Origin of the sequence: Mesorhizobium sp. M1428, assembly GCF_040317515.1 — a bacterium.
Lineage (GTDB): Bacteria > Pseudomonadota > Alphaproteobacteria > Rhizobiales > Rhizobiaceae > Mesorhizobium.
Genome location: NZ_JAMYKT010000026.1, coordinates 1 through 20,313, shown reverse-complemented (window position 1 = coordinate 20,313; position 20,313 = coordinate 1). Strand labels below are relative to the sequence as shown.

Annotated in this window: 14 protein-coding genes and 2 pseudogenes; 10 read left to right on the top strand and 6 right to left on the bottom strand. The window is 59.6% G+C overall.

Features of this window, described 5'->3' with window-relative positions; genetic code table 11:
• Window positions 1-377 precede the first annotated feature (377 nt).
• Window positions 378-641, bottom strand: a complete 264-nt coding sequence (locus NKG60_RS32320; protein WP_502898322.1) for a hypothetical protein — start codon at window positions 639-641, stop codon at window positions 378-380.
• A gap of 342 nt (window positions 642-983) precedes the next feature.
• On the opposite strand from NKG60_RS32320, the gene NKG60_RS26285 reads away from it, so the two are divergent.
• Window positions 984-1,442 carry a (2Fe-2S)-binding protein gene (locus NKG60_RS26285; protein ID WP_352467057.1) on the top strand — a complete coding sequence of 153 codons (459 nt, stop codon included), beginning with the start codon at window positions 984-986 and terminating at the stop codon, window positions 1,440-1,442.
• Between the two features lie 3 nt (window positions 1,443-1,445).
• Window positions 1,446-3,647 carry a xanthine dehydrogenase family protein molybdopterin-binding subunit gene (locus NKG60_RS26280; protein WP_352901999.1) on the top strand — a complete coding sequence of 734 codons (2,202 nt, stop codon included), beginning with the start codon at window positions 1,446-1,448 and terminating at the stop codon, window positions 3,645-3,647.
• A 1,235-nt stretch (window positions 3,648-4,882) separates the two neighbouring features.
• On the opposite strand, the gene NKG60_RS26275 is transcribed toward NKG60_RS26280, so the two are convergent.
• The 5 genes and pseudogenes from NKG60_RS26275 to NKG60_RS26255 all read right to left on the bottom strand — a co-directional run bounded on the left by NKG60_RS26275 (window position 4,883) and on the right by NKG60_RS26255 (window position 12,294).
• A complete protein-coding gene (locus NKG60_RS26275) occupies window positions 4,883-8,293 on the bottom strand; it encodes an AAA family ATPase (protein WP_352975987.1) in 3,411 nt (1,136 codons plus the stop codon).
• Window positions 8,294-8,302: 9 nt separating this feature from the next.
• A pseudogene (locus NKG60_RS26270) lies at window positions 8,303-8,681 on the bottom strand (IS91 family transposase); the annotation flags it as partial.
• A 3-nt stretch (window positions 8,682-8,684) separates the two neighbouring features.
• Window positions 8,685-9,570, bottom strand: a pseudogene (locus NKG60_RS26265) (site-specific integrase).
• 422 nt (window positions 9,571-9,992) lie between these two features.
• Window positions 9,993-11,024, bottom strand: coding sequence for an IS110 family RNA-guided transposase (locus NKG60_RS26260; protein WP_352975955.1), 1,032 nt, complete (start codon window positions 11,022-11,024; stop codon window positions 9,993-9,995).
• A gap of 226 nt (window positions 11,025-11,250) precedes the next feature.
• Window positions 11,251-12,294, bottom strand: a complete 1,044-nt coding sequence (locus NKG60_RS26255; protein WP_352975952.1) for a LacI family DNA-binding transcriptional regulator — start codon at window positions 12,292-12,294, stop codon at window positions 11,251-11,253.
• Between the two features lie 322 nt (window positions 12,295-12,616).
• On the opposite strand from NKG60_RS26255, the gene NKG60_RS26250 reads away from it, so the two are divergent.
• The 8 genes from NKG60_RS26250 to NKG60_RS26215 all read left to right on the top strand — a co-directional run bounded on the left by NKG60_RS26250 (window position 12,617) and on the right by NKG60_RS26215 (window position 20,031).
• A complete protein-coding gene (locus NKG60_RS26250; protein ID WP_352975949.1) occupies window positions 12,617-13,582 on the top strand; it encodes a substrate-binding domain-containing protein in 966 nt (321 codons plus the stop codon).
• 98 nt (window positions 13,583-13,680) lie between these two features.
• Window positions 13,681-14,736 carry an ABC transporter permease gene (locus NKG60_RS26245; RefSeq protein WP_352975947.1) on the top strand — a complete coding sequence of 352 codons (1,056 nt, stop codon included), beginning with the start codon at window positions 13,681-13,683 and terminating at the stop codon, window positions 14,734-14,736.
• An 11-nt stretch (window positions 14,737-14,747) separates the two neighbouring features.
• Window positions 14,748-15,572 carry an ATP-binding cassette domain-containing protein gene (locus NKG60_RS26240; protein ID WP_352975945.1) on the top strand — a complete coding sequence of 275 codons (825 nt, stop codon included), beginning with the start codon at window positions 14,748-14,750 and terminating at the stop codon, window positions 15,570-15,572.
• 88 nt (window positions 15,573-15,660) lie between these two features.
• Window positions 15,661-16,662, top strand: coding sequence for a Gfo/Idh/MocA family oxidoreductase (locus tag NKG60_RS26235; protein ID WP_352975943.1), 1,002 nt, complete (start codon window positions 15,661-15,663; stop codon window positions 16,660-16,662).
• Complete coding sequence (locus NKG60_RS26230; protein ID WP_352975941.1) at window positions 16,659-17,618, top strand: sugar phosphate isomerase/epimerase family protein; 960 nt, start codon at window positions 16,659-16,661, stop codon at window positions 17,616-17,618. Before NKG60_RS26235 ends, NKG60_RS26230 begins: the two co-directional genes overlap by 4 nt.
• Before the next feature lies 1 nt (window position 17,619).
• Window positions 17,620-18,393 (top strand): TIM barrel protein, encoded by a 774-nt coding sequence (locus NKG60_RS26225; RefSeq protein ID WP_352975940.1) that lies wholly within the window; start codon window positions 17,620-17,622, stop codon window positions 18,391-18,393.
• A 37-nt stretch (window positions 18,394-18,430) separates the two neighbouring features.
• Window positions 18,431-19,432 (top strand): inositol 2-dehydrogenase, encoded by a 1,002-nt coding sequence (gene iolG / locus NKG60_RS26220; RefSeq protein ID WP_352975986.1) that lies wholly within the window; start codon window positions 18,431-18,433, stop codon window positions 19,430-19,432.
• Between the two features lie 299 nt (window positions 19,433-19,731).
• Window positions 19,732-20,031 carry a MurR/RpiR family transcriptional regulator gene (locus tag NKG60_RS26215; RefSeq protein ID WP_352975939.1) on the top strand — a complete coding sequence of 100 codons (300 nt, stop codon included), beginning with the start codon at window positions 19,732-19,734 and terminating at the stop codon, window positions 20,029-20,031.
• Window positions 20,032-20,313: the final 282 nt, after the last annotated feature.

Sequence of the window (20,313 nt, the reverse complement as noted above, 5' to 3'; positions counted from 1 at the left end):
GACAAATCAACCGGAAAAGACCGGAGAGCATAGTAACGCAACACAGTCCCACTGTCGAATAGCCTTTGATATTTCTGACTTTCCAAGCACCCTCAGGGCCCAATTGTTTTCGCATGAAAACGAGCAAGGACAGGGGGAGGGCGATCTTGTGCTGGGCTTCTATGTCCAATCTTGCTCCTGTTCGTCGTCAGGTTGTGTGCAGCCCATAGCGCGGCTATCGCGAGGCTGGAAGGCCTCCGATCGATAGGTGCGGCGAACGGCGGCAACGAGGTGCGAATAGGATGGCTGAGCGTATGATCGAGAATACCGCAGCTGCGGTCTAGCGCGAAATGCAGCGTCTGTGACTCATCGGTCATTGCAGCGCAATGAACCGGAAATCATGACCCTAAGCCGCCCTTCATCAGCCCACCAGCGCCCAGAAGAAAGCGAAGATCCGTCACAATGCCTACCTGTACCAAGGCTTCAAGCAGTTCACCGCGAATGTGAAGACCGCCAGCCATTGCTTCTTCATTTTCGGCCATTCGCTCGCTACGAACGACGACCACATCCTTAACCGCATAGCGCGTGGCAAGTTTCGCAAGCTCTGTGTTGGCATCTAGAGTGAACCAGCATCCGCGGATAACCAGCGGATCATGAACCACGCGAACGAGCTAGCGGTGCAGCGCAACGAAAAATCGCCGCTTGATGTCGTCTTTTATGATGCTGCTACAGTTCATGTCTGGGGTTTAGGCTTAGAAGCGGAATGACTGCCAACCAGGTCATCGAGCCGGAAACTGACCGGCCGGTGGGCCCAAAAATGACATTCAGTTGCCGCCAGCCTTTCGACACGAGCCACTTCACGATCTCGCGATTGCCAGCTAGCGGCTTGTTGCTCGAGCTGCGCGATCCTAGTCTGTGGTCGCTACGCCTCAGCAAGAAGACTCCGGTTCCTAGCCGGGCGGAGGCGCAACGAGATAGCCAGCTCAGGACAAGGAGAGCAAGCCATGGTCGCTTTTACCCTCAATGGCGAGGCGCGAACACTCGACGTCGATCCAGAGATGCCGCTGCTCTGGGCGATCCGTGACGGCATCGGACTCACAGGAACGAAATTCGGTTGCGGCCTTGCCCAGTGCGGCGCTTGCACGGTTCACGTTAACGGCATGCCGACGCGCTCGTGCCAGACCGCAGTCGGCGACATCGAAGGAGCCTCGATCACCACCATTGAGGGCGTGTCGGGCAAGATCGGCGAAACGGTCCAGGCCGTGTGGGCCGAGTTCGACGTACCTCAATGCGGCTATTGCCAGTCTGGCCAGATCATGTCGGCCGTGGCCCTCCTGACAGAGACGCCGAAGCCGACGGACGATGATATTGATTCGGCGATGAGCGGCAATCTCTGCCGCTGCGCCACCTATCATCGCATCCGCGCGGCCATCCACGAGACCGCCAACCGGCTGGAGACTTGAGGCATGTTGCAGTTTCTCCCGAAGCATAATGCCGTGGGGCCCACGCGGCGCCAGTTCCTCCTCGGCACGGCCGTCACCACCGCGGGCTTCGCCGTGGGCTACCGGCTAATGATGGCCGCGCCCGCCAACGCACAAACGACGCCTGCAGCGGTCCAGGCGAACCCCTTCCAGACTTATGTCGAGATCACACCGGAGAACCGAATCGTCATCCACTCGTCGCAGTTCGAGATGGGACAAGGCTCCTATTTCGGCATCGCCACCCTGGTTATGGAAGAGCTCGACGGCGCCTGGGCGCAGGTCCACGTGGTCGGCGGATATGGCAATACCGCGCTCTACGGCAATCTCGCCTGGGGCGGGGCCGCGCAGGGAACCGGTGGCTCCACCTCGATGAGCTCGTCGTGGGAGCGCTACCGCAAGGCGGGTGCTGCCGCACGGGCCATGCTGGTGGCGGCCGCGGCGCAGCGGTGGGACGTGCCAGCCGGCGAGATCACAGTCGCTTCCGGGGTCGTGTCGCACGCCTCAGGGATGCAGGCGCGCTTCGGTGACCTGGCTGAAGCCGCAGCGGGAATGCCGGTTCCCGACGACGTGCCGCTAAAGCCCCGCGACAACTGGGCCCAGATCGGATCGGACAGCCTCAAGCGCTACGATTCCGCCGGCAAGACCAATGGCGCGCAGACCTACACGATCGACCTCAAGATGGATGGACTCAATACGGCCGTTATGATCCATCCGCCGAAGTTCGGCGCTGAGATCGAGAGCTTCGACGCCTCCAAGGCCAAGGCACTCGACGGCATTGTCGATGTCGTCCAGACGCCGCGCGGCATTGCCGTGGTCGGCAGGGACATGTGGACGGCGCTCAAGGGCCGCGATCTCGTGGAGGTGACCTGGAACGAAGAGAAGGCCGAAAGGCGCGGCACGGCCGAGATCATGGCCGAATACACTAAGGCAGCAGACGATCCGGGCGCGGCCACCGCGCGCGACGACGGTAACACTCCCGCAGCGTTGGCCAGTGCTGAGAAAGTCATCCAAGGGCACTACGAATTCCCCTATCTTGTCCATGCTTCGATCGAGCCACTCAACGCGGCCGCCCGAATCAACGAAGACGGCACCATCGACGTCTGGGGCGGACACCAGATGCCCGACCTTTATCAGGCGGCTGCCGCTCAAGTAGGCGGCACCACGCCGGACAAGGTGAGGCTGCACGTGATGAAGACCGGCGGCAGCTTCGGCCGCCGAGCGGTCTCGGACGCAGATCTCATTATCGAAGCTGTTTCCACAGCGCGTGCGCTGGGACCCGGCAAGCCAGTGAAGGTGCAGTGGACCCGCGAGAACGACATGCGGGGTGGGCGGTACCGGCCGACCTATGTGCACGCAGTCGAGGCGGGGCTCGACAAGGAAGGCAATGTCGTCGCTCTCCACGACCACATCGTGGGCCAATCGATCGCGGGCGGTTCGCCCTTTGCGGCGATGATCGAGAACGGCATCGATCCGACCTCCGTGGAGGGCGCCACCAACCTGCCCTATGCGATCCCGAACCTGAAGGTCGAGCTGACCACCACGGACGTGAACATCCCAGTGCTGTGGTGGCGTTCGGTAGGCTCCACCCACACCGCTTACGCAATGGAAACCCTGATCGATGAGCTCGCCGCCGCTGCGAACCGTGATCCGGTCGACTTCCGCTTGTCGATGCTCGGTCACCATCCACGGCATGCCGGCGTGCTGAAATTGGCTGCTGAGAAGGCAGGCTGGGACAAGCCTCTGCCGGAAGGCCGTTTCCGCGGCGTGGCCCTGCATGAAAGCCTCTCGACCTATGTCGCCGAGGTGGTGGAGATCACCTTCAACGATGGAAATGATTTCAAAGTCGACCGCGTCGTCTGCGCGGTAGATTGCGGCACCGCGATAAATCCTGACCAGATCCGCGCTCAGATGGAGGGCGGTATCGGCTTCGGGCTAGGCGCGATCCTCCAGGAGGAGCTGACCCTGACGGGCGGTGTCGTAGACCAAGAGAACTACGACACCTATATGCCGCTCAGGATCGAGCAGATGCCGCGCGTCGAGGTGCACATTGTGCCGTCCGACGAGCCGCCCACGGGCGTTGGCGAGCCGGGTGTGCCGCCGATCGGCCCGGCCGTCGCCAACGCGCTACGGGCGGCGACGGGCAAGACGATCCGCAAGCTGCCGATCATAAAGAACTTGTCAGCATAGCCGGGAATGACACCATGAAAACGGCCGCGATGAAGATCGCGGTCGTAGGTCGTTTTTGAACGCCTCCTGACAGGCGATCACCTCCATTCGATCAGTTTCCGGCGGCTGCCCGGTCCAATATCCGGTTTAGAGACGGTAACCCGTGTTCTGAACGACCGCAGACGGTCGTTGGTGCTGGTAGCACTAAAGAACCGCTTTCGAGACGCAAATGCCGCACGCAAATGTCTCGAAAGGGTCACGCTAGAGACTTTGTACCACCTAGTTGCATGTCTGCTATCGCTTTCTTGGCGCGAGAAGCGGCCGGTCCTCTGACGGCCCCATAACAGAACATTGATGTCTTCGCGCTGAGCGTCAGCAGTTGGCGCTACCGCGACCTTTCTCAGGAAGGCTGCACACCGACGCGATCTTCCTTTCGCCTTGCGCAAACCTCCCTTCCGAGTGAGGCGTTCAGTGCGTCGGCTTGGTGGACTGAGGCACTTCTGAGTGGGACAACAACATCGAAAAACATTGGAAAAGATTTGAATACTCTGAAGTCCCACTGATCTCTAAGAAATTGATTTTTATCGCTTTCTGAACACCCTCCGGGCCCACCAAAACTGTTCAATATCAATTAGTTATGGCCATCTTCGCTTTGAAGTGGGCCAATTCAGATACGCTATGTTCCCGCGCTCAGTTTACGATACTTGATCCATAAGAGGGGAGGGGAGATTATGCCTGCCCTTATGCTCCGTTGTCCTCGTGTTCGTCAGTCAGGTTCTTGCAGCCACATATAGTCCAGGCGTTTCAAGCTGGAAAGGCCGTTGGCGGTGTGTGCGGCAAAAGGCGGTAACGGCGTACGAATGGGATGGTCGCCGCGACCTCGGGAGAATGCGCTGTGACTTCTGCCGAGCCGGAACTATGGCTCGAAGCCGGCCTGGGTCGGCCGCCGCGTGATGACCGCTTTGCGCTGCATGTCGGACGTTAAGATCGGCCCTGCCGCTTCCCGTTAGCCGACACCAACAATCGTGGTTGCGCCAATTACGGACATACAAGTTGGAAATCAGGTGCGTTCGCCAAGCGAACGATCCGCTCAAGTTCGCAAGATTCCGTGGCCGCTAACCTATCGAAATAGTCAGCCTCAAAACCTGTGCACCAAACGTGCAGGGTTCACGGCCTTGGAGAGTTCGGGCTAGAGAACGCTTATTCAGCCGCAGTGGCGGGCGGCATGGTTGCTGGGCACGCGTCACGTAGCCACGCTAGAACAACTCACGCGCCGCGTGCGCATCCGGGCTATCGTGGAGCTTGCCGACCAGCTTGCCGTGAGGCGCGATAAGTTCACGCGCTTTCTCGACATCTCCACGGCTTCGAAGACAGCGAGCGAGTTCCACAGCGATACGCAGTTGGCCAATCGCGGAACGCTGCAAGGTAGCGACGTTCGCAGCCTCGTGGAGCATCTTCTCGATCTCGTCAGGTCCGCCACCGCTCCTTTCGCGGATACAGGCTTCGATCCTAAGTACTTCGGCGAGCTGGAAATAGGTTCCGTTGTAGCGGCCGAGCTCGAGGGCAGCTTCAACCGACTTGCGAGCGCTGTCCAGCCTGCCGCTGTCGCCAAGCGCTTCGGCGTAAAGGCCTATCAGATAGGGCAGCCCCATTTCAGCGCCGGTCCGGCGAATGGCAGATATAGCTTCCTCCATGCCGCGCAGGCCAGCCTCCTGTTCCCCAAGCCGGAATTGCCCCCATCCAACCTGGAACGCGGCTTGGCCGATAAGGAGCGGCAACTGGGACTTCTCTGCTATCTGCAGCTCGCTTTCCGCCGCCCGAAGCGCGGCCGCAGGCTCACCCGCGAACATATGGAGGTAGCTGGTCCCCCAATACGCAAGTGCCATGCTCAGCGGATGCTCGAAACGTCCGGCGAGTCCGATTGCGTCTTCGCACCGTAGCCTTGCCTTATCCGGCTCGCCGGCCAGCCAGGCTGACAATCCCGCGAAGCAGCGGCAGCAGACGCCCGGGTCATGACCGGAGTATTTGTACGTCAGATAGTGATCGCGGTCGGGGTCGTAGAGGCCGATGGCGCGTTCCGCATGGCCATGGGCCGCCGCCGTCTCCCCAAGGAAGAAATTGTTGGTCCAGAACATGTGCTCGGTTTCGATCGCGAGACCGGGGTCGCTGTCGTCCTTAACCATGCCAGCCCATCGGCAGGCCAGTTCCTGCGCGGCTGCCGGCTTACCGCTAAGCATGTAGTATTGGGCTCTCCCGCGCAGCGCCGTGAACAGACGCGCCTGGTCGCCGATCTTGCCGCAAAGTTCCTCGGCACGCTCGAATGCGGCGAGCACTTCGGTCGCACCCCAACCACGAGCCGCCATGAGGGCCACGCCCCTCGCGAGCTGGAACTCGATCTCTTGCTCATCGGCGTCGGCGACATCGTTGCTCCTCAGCAGCCTGAGCCCAAGGTCCAGCTGCTCAAGTGCACTGACGTGCGCCGACCGCCTGATCGCCTTGCGAGCCGAGATCAGAAGATAGCCGACGGCTTCGTCCCAAAGGTGAGCCTGTTGCGCGTGTCTGGCCAGGCGTTCGCTGTGCTCCTCAAGCCGGTCCGCGTAATGGGCCTTCAGTTCGGCAAGCGCAGTCCTGTGGAGCTCGATGAGCGCCGACGATACGATACGTCCTGACACAGCAGTTCGGATGAGGACGTGCTTGAAGCGGACGAAAGCCTCGGGAAAAACCTGAAGCTCCACCAGGAGATCGGCCTTCTTCAAATTCTGGAGGGCGGCATCGAAGCGCAGGCTCGACAGCGCCGCCATCGTTCGTAGCAAGGGCACCGGAATCTCTCCGCCGAAGATCGAGGCGACCTCGGCCACCCGCTTCGCGTCCTTGTCGAGACGTTCGAAGCGAGCGTCGACGATCGTCTGGATACTCGCCGAAACGACGATCTCGTCGACCTCGCCAGAAGGCCGGTAGCGGCCCGGCTCCCCTTCCAGCTTGCCGGTCTCGGCGAGGGCGTGGACGGTCTCTTCCAGGAACAATGCATTGCCCTTGCACGCATCCGAGACCGCGCCGCGGAGCCGCTCGAGCTCAGGGTCCCTGCCAACCAGGTAGTCAAGAAATGCTGCTGCTTCGGCCGCATTGAAGGCCGGCAGGCGGATTTCGGAAGGTCCTGCAGCGGCGAAGGCACCGCGATCGTATTCGGGCCGACAGGTCAGGATAAGCAGGCAGCGGACAGTGGGCAGTGCCTGCGCCAGCCGCACCAGGACCCCCTCACTCTCGGCGTCTATCCAATGAAGGTCCTCGACCAGGAGAACGACGGGCTTCCTGCGGCCAAGGAAGAGCAGAAGCCCAACCGCTGCTTCCTGCATGCGCCGGGATCGCTCCTGGCCAGAAATGATAGCCCAGTTCGGATCCTGAACGGGCAGCTCCATGACTGCCATGATCGGATCGAGGAGCCGCTCATCGAAGCCCTGCGCGCTTTGCGCGGCCAGCACCTTGTCGATAGCGATTGCCGGGGCTTCGGTGTCGCCCACGCCGAACAGAGCCTGCGGCAATTTCCGAATAACTACGAAGCCGCTGCGCAGGTCCGTTTCGAGCGCGCCGACCTCCAGATTCTCAGCGTCATCGTGAGGGATGGCGCCAACGAATTCATGCGTGACACGCGACTTGCCGTGACCGGGATCGCCGACCACGAAAACCGTCTGACCTTCGCCGTCGAATACGTCATGCCAGGCCTTGTTCAGAATCTGCAGCTGCATCTCGCGGCCGACGAAAGGCGACAGCTGCGTTTCGGCGCGCAACTGCCAGCGCGAGCGGCCCCGCCTGATCTCGCTCACTTCAAAGAGCCGCTGGTTCTTCGGGTATTCCGACAGAAGTGGCGCTGCCAGCGCTTCCATGCTGACGAAGCCGCCAGCCGATGCCCGGGTCCTGGCGGTTGCCACCACGAGATCGCGCCCCAACGCCTGGCACAGCGTATGGGCCACGGACACCGGCCCGCCGCGCACCTCCAAAGCCCGGTCACGTGCCGGGCCGACGATGACGATGCCTGTGTCCAGGGCAGCACGAACTCCGGTCATCCAATCGCCGTGGCGCAGCGCGAGCTCGCGCAACGCGAGTGCGGTCCGGCAGGCAAGCGCTGCATGTCCTTCGAGCGGCTCGGGCGCGCCGAACGACGCGACCAGCTCGTTCTCAGAAATCGCCAGAACCGTTCCTCCGTTGTCGCCCACGAGTGCGGTGGCCTGCGTGAGGAAAGGATCGACCCGCTCCAGCGCGACGTCGGCAGGCAGGCTCTCCATCACCGGTTCGGCGTATTGGAAATCGGCGCACAGGATCGTTGCCTGTCGCCGGGTCCTCGGGTCGACCGCAACGACCGTTTGCGCCTGAAGCGCCTCGTTGGCAAATGCCGACGCCTCGATAATGAAGTTGCGGAACGCGGGTTCCTCGGCAAGCAGGATGTGATTGGCGCTTTCCAGTTCGACGAAGCGGGCACCGGTTATCGATCTGGCGAGCTCCAAACCTTCCGAGAAAGGCGCGACCCGGTCGCCGTTGGCATGCAGGACGAGCGCTGGCACATGCAGCCGTTCAAGCGATCGCGATATGTCAACGTCGGCAAAGGCAAAGCTCAACCGCAACGCATTTTCGGGCGAGAGCGTCCGGCGCTGCAACTCGTTGAACCAATCCATCTGCACGCGATTGGCGCCCGCCTTGAACAGCAGGTCGTAGACCGCCGCCTTGTTCTGGAAGGCGATGTCGGCGACCTCGGCGGGGAGCGTGAATACGACGTGGAAGTATCCGACCGGCAGCAGGTCGGCCTCTCGCTTGGCGAGCCATGTCCGCGCGGCCGCGCCCTGGCACTTGGGACAATGCCGGTTGCGGCAGGAATTGTAGGCGATGCGCCACTCGCCGCGGTCCTCGCAGGCTTCGACATGCCCGCCGAGGGCCGCGGTGCGACATTGCTCGATCGCCGACATTGACCTTGAGTTGCTGCAGGCTCAGATGACCCGCATAGACGGCCCGATAGGCGGGCCCGGCGGCACGGAAGATGTCGGCGACCTCGACAGAGGTGCGCACGGCTCAGCCGTCGGGCGAGATCTCTCCCGGCTTGAACAGGCCGAGCTTGTCGAGCGGGCTCGTCACCGTTCGCACCGTGCGGGTCGCGACCTTGGTATAGAAGGCGGTGTTGTTCAGCTTGGCGTGCCCGAGCAGGACCTGGATGATCCGGATGTCGGTGCCGTCTTCCAGCAGGTGGGTGGCGAAGCTATGGCGCAGCGTGTGTGGCCCGACCGGCTTGGCGATGTCGGCGGCCTGGGCCGCCTCGACGACCACGCGATAGAGCTGCCGCGTGCTGATCGGCTTCATCGGATGCTGCCCCGGAAACAGCCAGCCATCGCGGTGCATCACGCCCTGCTGCCGCCCGACCTTCCACCACTGGCGCAGCAGCGCGAGCAGGTCCTCGCCCGCCTTTGCCGCGCTCGACGCGCAGCAGCATGCGCTCGCTGTCGACGTCGGCAACCTTCAGCATCGAGACCTCGGCGACGCGCAGGCCCGCGCCATAGGCGCCCGAGAGCGCGGCCTGCTGCTTGAGGCAGGTGGTGGCGTTGAGCAGCCGGGCAACCTCGTCGCGGCTCAGGACCATGGGCAGCTTGCGCGGATGCGCCAGACGAACGAGCTTGCGCGCCAGATCGGGACGATCAACCGTATGCGTGAAGAAGAAGCGCAGCGCCGACACGATGCTGTTCATGGTCGGCACGGGAACGCCGTCGTCCTGTTGCCTGATCTGGAACCGGCGCAAGTCGTCGGTGGTTGCTGTGTCTGGTGATCGCCCAAGGAATGTCGCCAGGCGTCCGATGTCGCGAAGATAGTTGCGTTGCGTCTCCCGGGAGAAACGCCGCATGTTCATGTCGTCGATCAGCCGCTGGCGCAACGGGCTGATCGAAGCTTCGAGAACTGGATGAGGCATGGTCAGGCTCCTTGTTGAAGAAGCCTGTGATGCTCTGCCGCTGCCGAACCCCGCTCAACGCAGGCGCAACGACCGGTTCTTGATCTCTACCTCAACCGCGGGCGCCCTCCCGCGCAGCGGGTCGTCTAATCGCTCGGCCGTCAAGGGGGTGAGTGCAAGGCAGTCGTCCTTTCTGTCCATGCTCGTTCGTTCGTATGCCGGGTACAGGGTCGTCTACGCGGTCGATGCAAAGATCGCCGCAGGATGAGTTTCGCAGGTGAGATCTTCCTATGTTCGTTGCGCAATCTGCTTAACGAAGCAGTTGCTTCCCGCTTCGCGGAATGATCTCAGCCACGTCCCGGCAGGGACGGCTCGGTGCGTCCTGTAAGAACGCTATTGGTTGAATGGCCTGAAGAAATCGTCGTAGTCGAGCGTCTGCAGGATCAGGCGGCGGCGGGCGTTCCTCCGCGCGGATCGAACAGCTCGCCCGTCCGGAGCATCGTATGCATGATCACTGCCAGCTTGCGCGCCAGGGCCACGGCCGCTCGCTTGAAGCCGAGCCGTTCTTTGAGCTCCAACGCCCAGGTTCGCAGGGTGCTGGTATCCGTCGACCGGTTCAGGATGACCGCGGCCGCCTCGTATAGCAGTCCGCGCAACTGATTGTCGCCACGGCGCGAGATATGTCCGTCATTATCCACCTCGCCGGACTGGTAGCGTCTCGGGGTCAGGCCTACCCATGCGCCCACGGCGCGCGAGTTCCTGAAGTTCGCCGGATCCTCCACGGCCGCGGCAAAGGCGGTGGCTGTGACGGTGCCGACACCGGGCACCGACATGAGCAGACGGCAGTGCTGGTCTTCACGAGCCATCGCGGCCAGTTGCTTGCTCAGCTCTGCTATCTGGTATCGAATATCACTCCATGCCCTAAGCATTGGCACGACGATGCGCGCCAGCTTTGCTTCGCCCTGCAGAAGATCGTGAACGTTGCGCTCGAACACGCTGCCGGCGCCCTTGGGCACGACAAGGCCGAACGTCTTCATCAATCCGCGGATTTGGTTGGATATCTGCAAACGCATCTTGAGAAGCTGGCGCCGCGCGGTGATCAGCGTGCGGATCAGCATGCTGTCGAAACCTTTGACCCGAACCTCTCGGTAGAAGCCGACCTCGGCCAGATGTGCCAGGCCATCGGCATCGTTCGCATCGGTCTTGTTCGCGGCCATGTCGAGCGCTGCCTTGGCATGCCGCGCGTCGATGCAGATCACCGGCAGCCCCTCTGCCGTCAGCGCATGGTAGAACCACACCGACAGCGGTCCCGTCTCGAATACGACCCGCCGCACATCGGGTGCGCGCTTGCGGATCAGCGCCGCGAGTAGTTGAGGGTCGGACGCGCACTTGCCCCGCCACATCCTTTTGCCGTCCTGCCGGATCGAAATTGCCGTCTCTTTCATGGATACGTCGAGACCGATATACTGCTCCATGGCTGTCCTCCGTTCGATGCCTGGGCCCGGTGTCCATCGTGAGCCCGTTCTTCATCCTATCGGGGGACAGCCAGCCGGCTAGAGCTCCGAACATCGCCGCCACAGCTTTGGTGGCCACCGCTCCCGCGATTACGTCATGTTCGTTCCTCGGCCCCAAAGCGGACGTGAAGAGGTAGGCGCACCCCAGCCTGCCATTTGGATGGCCAGCTTAAGAGCCAAGTCGTCATCAAACACTCTCCGGGCTGTACATATCGAATGGAAACGTGATCCTAAATACCCCGTTATCAGGACCTGCGTTCTTCGCTTTCACCAGAGTTGCAATAGTCTCTGATGCAAAACGCTCTATGGGGTGTGACAGGATCAGCGAAATCGTACCGTCTATCAAAGCAGCCCGCGTATCTTCAAAGAGTTCATAGCCGACGGTAACGAAGTCTTCCCGTTTTGGAGTAGCCCTGAGTGCGGCTATCGCACCTGTAACACCACCCCCTGAGATGAATAGTCCGCACATATCCGGATGGTCTGTCAGCAGCTTTTCGACATGTTCACGGGCAACCACGGCTGACTCGTAAGTTGGCAACGGTTCGAGCAGCGTGAATCCCGAATTATGTTCACGGAAGTAAGAACGAAACCCGCTTTCGTTCATTTCCTGGTTTCGCAATCGGTGGCTGCCCACAAGAATGCCTATTTTCCCCGGCTGTCTCACCATGCGGTCAAACGCCCAGGCAGCGGTGCGTCCTACTTTCCAATTATCGAGCCCCACAAAGCTGATGCCTCCCTTGGCCGTGAGGGGGCCGATAAGTGAAACGACCGGCACGCCGCTTTCAAGAACTGCGTCAATCGCGTCAGCAACGGCAGAATGCTGCGGCGCTACAATCGCAAGTGCTTCGCACCGCCCGCCGAGCGACTGAATATGTGCCGCGACTTTCTCCGGCGTGAGGTCTTCCATATACTCGACCGTTAGATCGATATTGCAGGCAGGATAAGCTTCCGCAGCTTGCGCAATTGAATCGCCGAGTAGGCGATAGAAGCGTCTCTCCCGTCGCTGCAGCAAAACCCCGACACGGTGGATCACCTCTTGTGCCTTCGCCGCCTGCTTGATGGTGCCAAGTCCGTAGAAGCCGATTTCCTCAGCGGCTGCCAAAACGCGTGTGCGCGTATTGCTCCGGACCGATTCGGGCTCGGACAGTACTCGATTGACCGTTGACACGGATACACCTGCAGCTTTTGCCAAGTCTGGAATGGTTGGTCTCTTCATGTTAAAAAATTCCATTACTCTGGCTTCGGCATCTCAAAAAATATCATCCATACAAATTTTCGAAATGATTTGAGACGAAGTTCTGAAGCGATAGTAATCCAGATTGACCTGAACGATGTCAACGTAGCATTCATTACGCGTTGACAGTGCTCAGCGATCTAGGAGCCGTCAGCGCCTTGGGGGAGGCCCAGCGCACAATTTGGACGAGGAGGCTCAACGTCGTTGTGTTGAGATCGCGGACCTGCGCGTGCCTACCGGGATCGGCCACACGGCCAAAAAAGGCAAAAAAGTATGTCGAGCCGCAGCCATGCGGCTTTAACCTGAGGAGGAATTCGACATGTCGTTCACCAAGAAAATCGCTACCGCAGCCATGGCATTCATGCTGGCATCCAGCGCTCATGCGGGTGACACGGATATCGCCGTCATCGTGGGTTCGGCCCAAGATGGCTTCTGGAACATGGTCAAGAAGGGCGTCGATGATGCTTCGCTGATGGTCAAGGCTAATGGCGGCACCGTCAATTTCATGCAGACCCAAAACTATGACAACTTCGGCCCGGACCTCGCTTCGCTAATCGAACAGGCTGTAGCCCAGGGCGCTAAAGGTATTGCTATCCCAAACTGGCTGCCAGAATCCGAAACCCCTGCCCTTAAGGCTGCGCGGGACAAGGGCGTGGTGATCATCTCCTTCAACGCTGGCCACAGTGAGATGGATAATTACGGCTCGCTAAACTATTTCGGGTCGGACGAATATCTGGCAGGTGTTGAGGGTGGCAAGTATCTCGCTTCTCATGGTGCAAAGAAAATCCTCTGCCACATCCAGAACCCAGGTGCCGTAAATCTCGAGACCCGCTGCAAGGGCGTTCAAGACGGTGCGAAGAAGGCTGGCGCAGACACCTTCATCCTCCGTGTTCCTGCTAACCTTGACCAGGACATGAATGGTACCTCTGAAGCAATCAAATCCGAGCTGATCGCGGATCCGTCCATTGACGCCGTCATCACGCTCGCTGCATGGGCTGCAGATGCTGCCGCTAGCTCCATCGATCAGCAGAGCAAGACCGGCAAGATTGAGCTTGGCACCTTTGATATGTCGGCCTCGGTTCTGGATCGCATTTCAAAGGGCACCCAGACCTTCGCAATCGACCAGCAGCCTTATCTGCAGGGGTTCCTCGCAACCTCCATGCTGTTTGCAAACCTGAAGTTCGGCACTGCGATTGCGACGAAGCCGGTTCTGACTGGTCCCGCGATTGTCGACAAAACCAATGTTGCTTCGGCAATCGAAGGCGTCAAACTCGGCGCACGTTGAGGCTGGCCCGAGGCTGAGACCTGGCCGCTAACCTGGCCGGGTCTCATCCATGCTCCCTCTATGCAACTTCGTCTGCGGCAACTGAGGATTTTGCTTCCATGACCGCCACAAACCTAAGCACCAACACCGTTGAAACACCCGCCATCGAGAGTGAATCGGCCGTTTCATCCATCAAGGCCTTTTTTCGCACCCCTGCCGCTGGTGCTTTCATGGGTTTCGTGGCTGTATTCATCCTTTTTGCGATGTTCGGATATAGCCGCAACTTTTTGTCCGTGGCTGGTGTAACTACGTGGGTGAACTTCGCGTCACTCATAGGAATGATTGCAATTCCGGTCGGGTTCCTGATGATTGCCGGTGAACTCGATATTTCAACCGGTGCGGTACTTCCCGCCTCCACGATGACAGTTGCTATTGTCTGCGAGCACTATCAGATGCCTGTGCTTGTCGGTGTAGCTGCAGCGCTTGCCATCGGTGCACTGATCGGCTTCATCAATGGATACATCGTAACCCACACGCGCGTGCCGTCGTTCATCGTGACGTTGGCGACGCTCTTTGCAGTGGCAGGCCTCACGCTCTACCTGTCGATCTTCTTCATCAACAACACCAATTCCTTCTATCATGCGCCAGATTGGGCTAAATCGCTCTTCGGCGGGAAGGTGTATGGCTTCAATTCTTCCGTCTTCTGGTGGGGTGGGCTTGTCGCAGCATTCGTCTTCTTTCTGCATTACTCTCCCAAGGGAAGCTGGGTCTTTGCTCTTGGTGGAGACCAAGAAAGCGCGAGAAACGCAGGTATTCCTGTAACCAGGATGAAGATTGCACTCTTCATGCTGTGTTCCATGTCGGCGACCTTTGCTGGCGTCCTTCAGGTGATGACATTCAGCTCCGCAACGTCTCAGGCCAATTTTGGCCTAATCTTCAACACCATTATCGCCGTGGTCGTAGGTGGCGTTCTCCTCACGGGTGGTTTTGGTACTGTAATGGGCATTGTCTTCGGGGTGCTCACCCTTTCCATTGTTACCCAAGCTATTGGTTTCACAGAGATCGACAGAAACCTGTCTTTCCTAATTATCGGTGTCATGCTTTTGATCGCTGTCCTGCTCAATGACACGTTTCGTCATTTGGCCACCAGCTGGTCGACGTTCAAGAAGAAATAGGGAGAGCGGCAATGTCCGATAAGAAACCCGTTCTCGAGTTTCGAAACGTCGACAAATCGTTCGGCCATATTGATGTTCTGAACGATATCAACCTCAAGGTCGGTGAAGGTGAAGTGCTCTGCCTGCTTGGCGACAACGGCGCGGGTAAGTCGACGCTCATCAAAACGCTGTCTGGTGTCTATCAGCCGACGCGTGGCGAAATTCTGATGGATGGTCAGCCCGCACTGTTCTCCAGTCCCCGTGAGGCTCAGGAACGCGGGATAGCTACGGTTCACCAATTCGGTGGGACATATCCATTGATGTCCATAGGACGTAACTTTTTCATGGGTTCGGAGCCGACAAAGGGTTGGGGACCGTTCAAATATTTCGACCGCAAAACCGCCGCCCGAGTGGCAGTTGCAGAGATTCAGAAAATGGGGATCACACGCATCACCGACGGTAATCGTTTGGTCGGTGGCCTTTCCGGAGGGGAACGCCAGTCGCTCGCGATTGCCCGTGCTGTCTATTTCGGAGCTCGTGTTCTCATTCTTGACGAGCCGACGGCAGCCCTCGGCGTCAAGCAGGCTGCTCACGTACTGCGTATCGTCAATGAAGCTAAGCGTCGTGGCCTGGCGGTCATTTTCATCACCCATCAGGTGATGCATGCCATGGCAGTGGGCGATCACTTCGCAGTGCTCATTCGTGGTGCAATTGCAGCTGACTTCCGCAAGGGGGAAAAGACACGCGAGCAGATCGCTGATCTGATGGCCGGTGGTGAATCCATGGCGAGTCTCGAAGCCTCTATTGAAGGCTATATGGAGACCCATGACGGTCTTCCGCCACCCCCCGCTCACTGAGTGAATATGGGCATAGCCGCCAGGTAGCGGAATTTGTTGAATGGAAAGCGGTTGGGCTTTGGCCAACCGAACGCAAGGAGTTTGTCCAATGGTGCGTGTAGCAGTCATTGGTGCAGGGCTGATGGGCGCTGACCACGCCAGGATCGTCGTGGAGGAAATGCCGGGCGCGACCCTTCAGGTGGTCTGCGACATGGATAAAGTCCGCGCTCGCAAGGTGGCCGATGCCCATGGTGCGGCAGACGTTGCAAGTAATCCGGAAGCCGTGATTGCCCGTGCCGACGTGGATGCGGTGATCGTCGCGAGCCCGGACTTCACTCATGCGCCGCTGTCACTCGCCTGCATCAACGCGGGCAAGAAGGTGCTCTGCGAAAAGCCCCTATCGCAGTCCTCGGCCGAATGCCTCTCGATCATGCAGGCCGAACAGGAAGTTGGTCAAAAGTTCGTCCAGCTCGGCTTCATGCGGCGCTACGACCAGTCCTATGTCGAGATGAAAGAGGCAATTGAAAATGGCACGCTTGGCCGAGCCCTGATGATGCACAACTTCCACCGCAATGTGGAAACGCCAGCCTCCGACTTCACCGGTGCCATGGCAATCACCAATTCCGCCCCGCATGAGTTCGACGTCGTGCGCCATGTACTTGGCACCGAATATGCCTGGATCTCTGCCTTCCAGCCGAAGCGCTCTGATCGACGCGTCGCGCCCGTGTTCATGGTCCTCGAAACCGTCGATGGCCAGCTCGTCAACATCGAGATCAACAACAACGCTGCGTACGGCTACGACGTTCGTGCCGAACTCGTGGGCGAGCAGGCGAGCATTTCCATGAGCCATGTCGCTTATACCCATCTCGAACGCTCGCTTGGCGTCCACACCGGCTACGATGCCGATTGGCGGACCCGCTATTTCGATGCCTATCGCCGCCAGAACCGCGCCTTCCTACGCTTCGTCGACACAGACGTGTTTCCCGAGATCGCATCAAGCTGCTGGGATGGCTATGCCGCAGCAGTTGCCGCCGAGGCAGGCGTAACGGCACTCGCTTCCGGGCAGAAGCAGCTCGTCACCATGATTTCCAAGCCGGAGTTCTACGCATGAAACTGGGTTTTGTATCTGACAGCCTCGGCGGCATGCCGCTCGACGACCTTCTCGACAACGCTGCACGCATGGGCGTCTCCGGTATTGAGGTCAACACCTGCGGCTGGTCGACCGCACCGCATTTCGATATCAAATCCATGCTGGGTAACACGGTCGCGCAGAAGGACTTCCTCAAGGGCTTTTCAGATCGTGGGCTTGATGTGATCAGCCTCAATGCCAATGGCAATCCGCTTCACCCGACCGATCCGGCTCAGGGCGAAGGTCTGAAGAACACCATCCGGGTCGCAGGCGAGATGGGCATCAAGACGGTCTGCACCATGTCTGGCCTGCCTGCGGGCAATCCGTCCGATACCATGCCAAACTGGGTCGTCTCTTCCTGGCCGCCGGAAACGCAGGCGATCCTCAAATACCAGTGGGAAGAAAAACTCTTCCCGTTCTGGACCGAGATCGTGGCGCTGGCAAATGAATGCGGTGTGGAAAAGATTGCGCTCGAACTGCATGGCAACCAGTGCGTCTTTAACGTGCCGTCGCTCCTGAAACTCCGTCAAGAAGTCGGCCCTGTCGTTGGCGCGAACCTGGATCCCTCGCACCTCTTCTGGATGGGAGCCGATCCGCTGATAGCAGCCGAGGCATTGGGGGAGGCCGTCTATCACGTCCATGCCAAGGACACATTCCTGAACGCGCCCAAACAGGCAGTGACCAGCCTCCTCGAAAACGGCAACCTGACAGACATTCCAGCCCGCTCCTGGTCATACATCACACTCGGCTTCGGCCACAGTGAGGAGTGGTGGCGACAGTTTTGCTATCGCTTGAAGATGGCTGGCTACGACGGCTGGCTTTCAATCGAGCATGAGGACGTGCTTCTCAACTCACTTGAGGGCCTCGAAAAATCCGTGGCCCTTCTCAAGGGTGTCATGCCGGTTGCACCGGCCGATTTCAAACTTCAGGAAATCTAAGATGAGCTTCCAACTTGCCGCTTGCGCCGAAATGCTCTGGCGCGAAAAACCAATCGAATGGCGGGCAAGCCGCCTGAAAGAAATGGGCTTCGGCGTCGGCCTTTGGAACTGGCCCGCCTGGAATCTTGATGCGCTTGAAAAAACCGGTGCCACCTTCACTATCATGAATGGCTATCTCGAAGGTCGGCTCACCGATGCAGAAGGTTGTGAGATGCTTCTGGCGTCTGCCACGGAAACGGCGAAGGTCGGCAAGCGACTCGGTGTCCACCGCCTCAATCTGCATGGCACAGGGCTTGGCGACATGGGCATTCCGATTCCGAAGATCGGTGCCTTCGCGCCGGGCAAGGAACAGCGGGCTCGCGATACACTCAACCGCATCTGCGATCTGGCAGAAGCCGAGGGTCAGGTCTTCACGTTAGAAAACCTCAACCCAATCGATCATCCCGGCTGCCCCTTCGGCTCGACGGCAGACGTGCTTGCGCTCGTTGCAGCCGTCAACCGCCCGCAACTGCGAATTAACCTCGATCTCTACCATACCCAGATCGGTGAAGGTGATCTTATCCGCTGGTGTGAGGCCTGCCTGCCCTGGATCGGGGAAGTTCAGGTGGCTGATAATCCCGGCCGTTGCGAGCCGGGCACGGGCGAAGTGAACTGGCATGGCGTCGCAAAAGCCCTGAAATCCATGGACTACGCGGGGCCGGTCGGTATGGAAGCCTTTGCCTCCGGTGATCCGGAAGCTGCACTCGAAGCCTTCCGCACCGCTTTCACTATCTGAGGTTGTTTTCCTGAGAGGATCATCCGTGTCATCCACCATCCTGAACGTCGGCCTTTTGGGCGCAGGCCGTATTGCTGGCGTCCATGCCACCGCCATTTCCACCAATCCCGGCAGCCGCCTTGTGGCTGTCTCCGACATCAAACAGGCCGCCGCTGAGAAGATCGCCGCCCAGTATGGCGCCGAAGCCCGCTCGACCGATGCGATCCTCAATGATCCCGCCATCAATGCCGTGCTGATTGCCACCTCCACTGATACCCATTCCGACTTGATCGAGCGGGCGACGGCAGCGGGCAAGGCCGTGCTTTGTGAAAAGCCTGTCGACCTCAGCCTTGCAAGGGCACAGGCTTGTCAGAAGGTGGCCGCCGCTACCGGCAAGCCGGTGATGATCGGCTTCAACCGCCGTTTCGATCCCAACTTTGCGGCTCTCAAGGCAGCAGCCGACCGTGGTGAAATCGGCAAGACGGAACTGCTCTCGATCACCTCTTTCGACCCCGCGCCGCCGCCGATCGCCTATATCAAGGTTTCGGGTGGTCTTTTCCGCGACATGATGATTCATGATTTCGACATGGCTAATTTCATTATGGGGACAGCGCCGGTCTCCGTCTCGGCGGTGGGTACATCGATTGTCGATTCGGAAATTGGCGCGGCAGGCGACGTCGATACCGCCGTCGTGACCCTTGCCTATGCGGATGGCCGGATCGCCGTGATCAAGAACAGCCGCCGAGCCGTCTATGGTTATGACCAGCGGCTGGAGCTTCTCGGCTCCGAAGGGCTGCTACAGGCGCAGAACATGTTGGAAAACACCTTGGTCAAGTCCACGACTTCCGGTGTCACCGGCGCAAAGCCCACCTATTTCTTCCTCGAACGCTACATGCCCGCCTATGCGGCGGAATGGGCAGCATTTGTCAACGCTGTGAAGACAGGCTCGGCTCTGCCGGTCAACCTTGATGATGGTGTAGCAGCACTCGCCATGGCGGAAGCTGCAACCCAGTCTGCAAAGAACGGATTCCCCGTGAAATTGGCAGAGGTTCTTGGCTGACCGTTCGGAGAAGCAAAATCCTCCTCCTGTCCGATCTAGCGGCCCCCCGAGCTTCGGATCGAGCCGCCGCATACTACTGATTTACCGGAGGATGGTGCACGCGAAGGACTTGATCAACGAGCTGCTGCAACTACAGGTACCGGCCGCAGGATATCAGCTTCAACGATGGTGCGGACGCCTCCGAGAGAGTACATGGCGCAGGCCTGTGGTTCCATCCAGGCAAAGTTCAGGGGTTAGATGTCAACCTCCGACGGCCCTTCCCAATAAGTCATAGCCGAACATGCACCGGAAGCACGATCATGAGCACGGAAAAAACCATTCGAAACCCGACGACCATCGCCGAGCTAAAGGATATGATTGTAGCAACCAGGCTTAGCCTCCCAGAGCAACAGGAGCGCGTCGCACGCACGGCTCTCGCCCATCCGGAAATTGTAGCATTCGGCACCGCGCAATCGCTTTCGGACCGATGCGGAGTGTCGCCCTCAACCGTGGTCAGAGTGGCCACTGCTCTCGGGTTCGATAACTTCAGGGAGTTCCGACAGGTTTTCCGTCAGCACATCCGGGAGATTTCGATACGAGCCGCGGACACCCTATGCTGACAGGAAAGCCGCAATAACCGCCATAAATCACCGTTATCCAACGTGAACCTAACCGATGATCGGTCCTTGGTTCGACCCCTTTCAAGGCGGGCATCGCTCACTTTCGCAGTGGTGCCCAATCGGAAATAGAAGATTAGCTCGCTGAACGTCGGCTTTGCGCCTCATGTCGGCCGTTGAGGCGAACTTTGCCTCCGCCCGAAAGCAGATGAGGTGGATGGCTCCCGCTCCCGGCATCTGAGTGCCACAGTGGGTTTGCTGTCAGGCAACCCGAGCAAAGGAGCC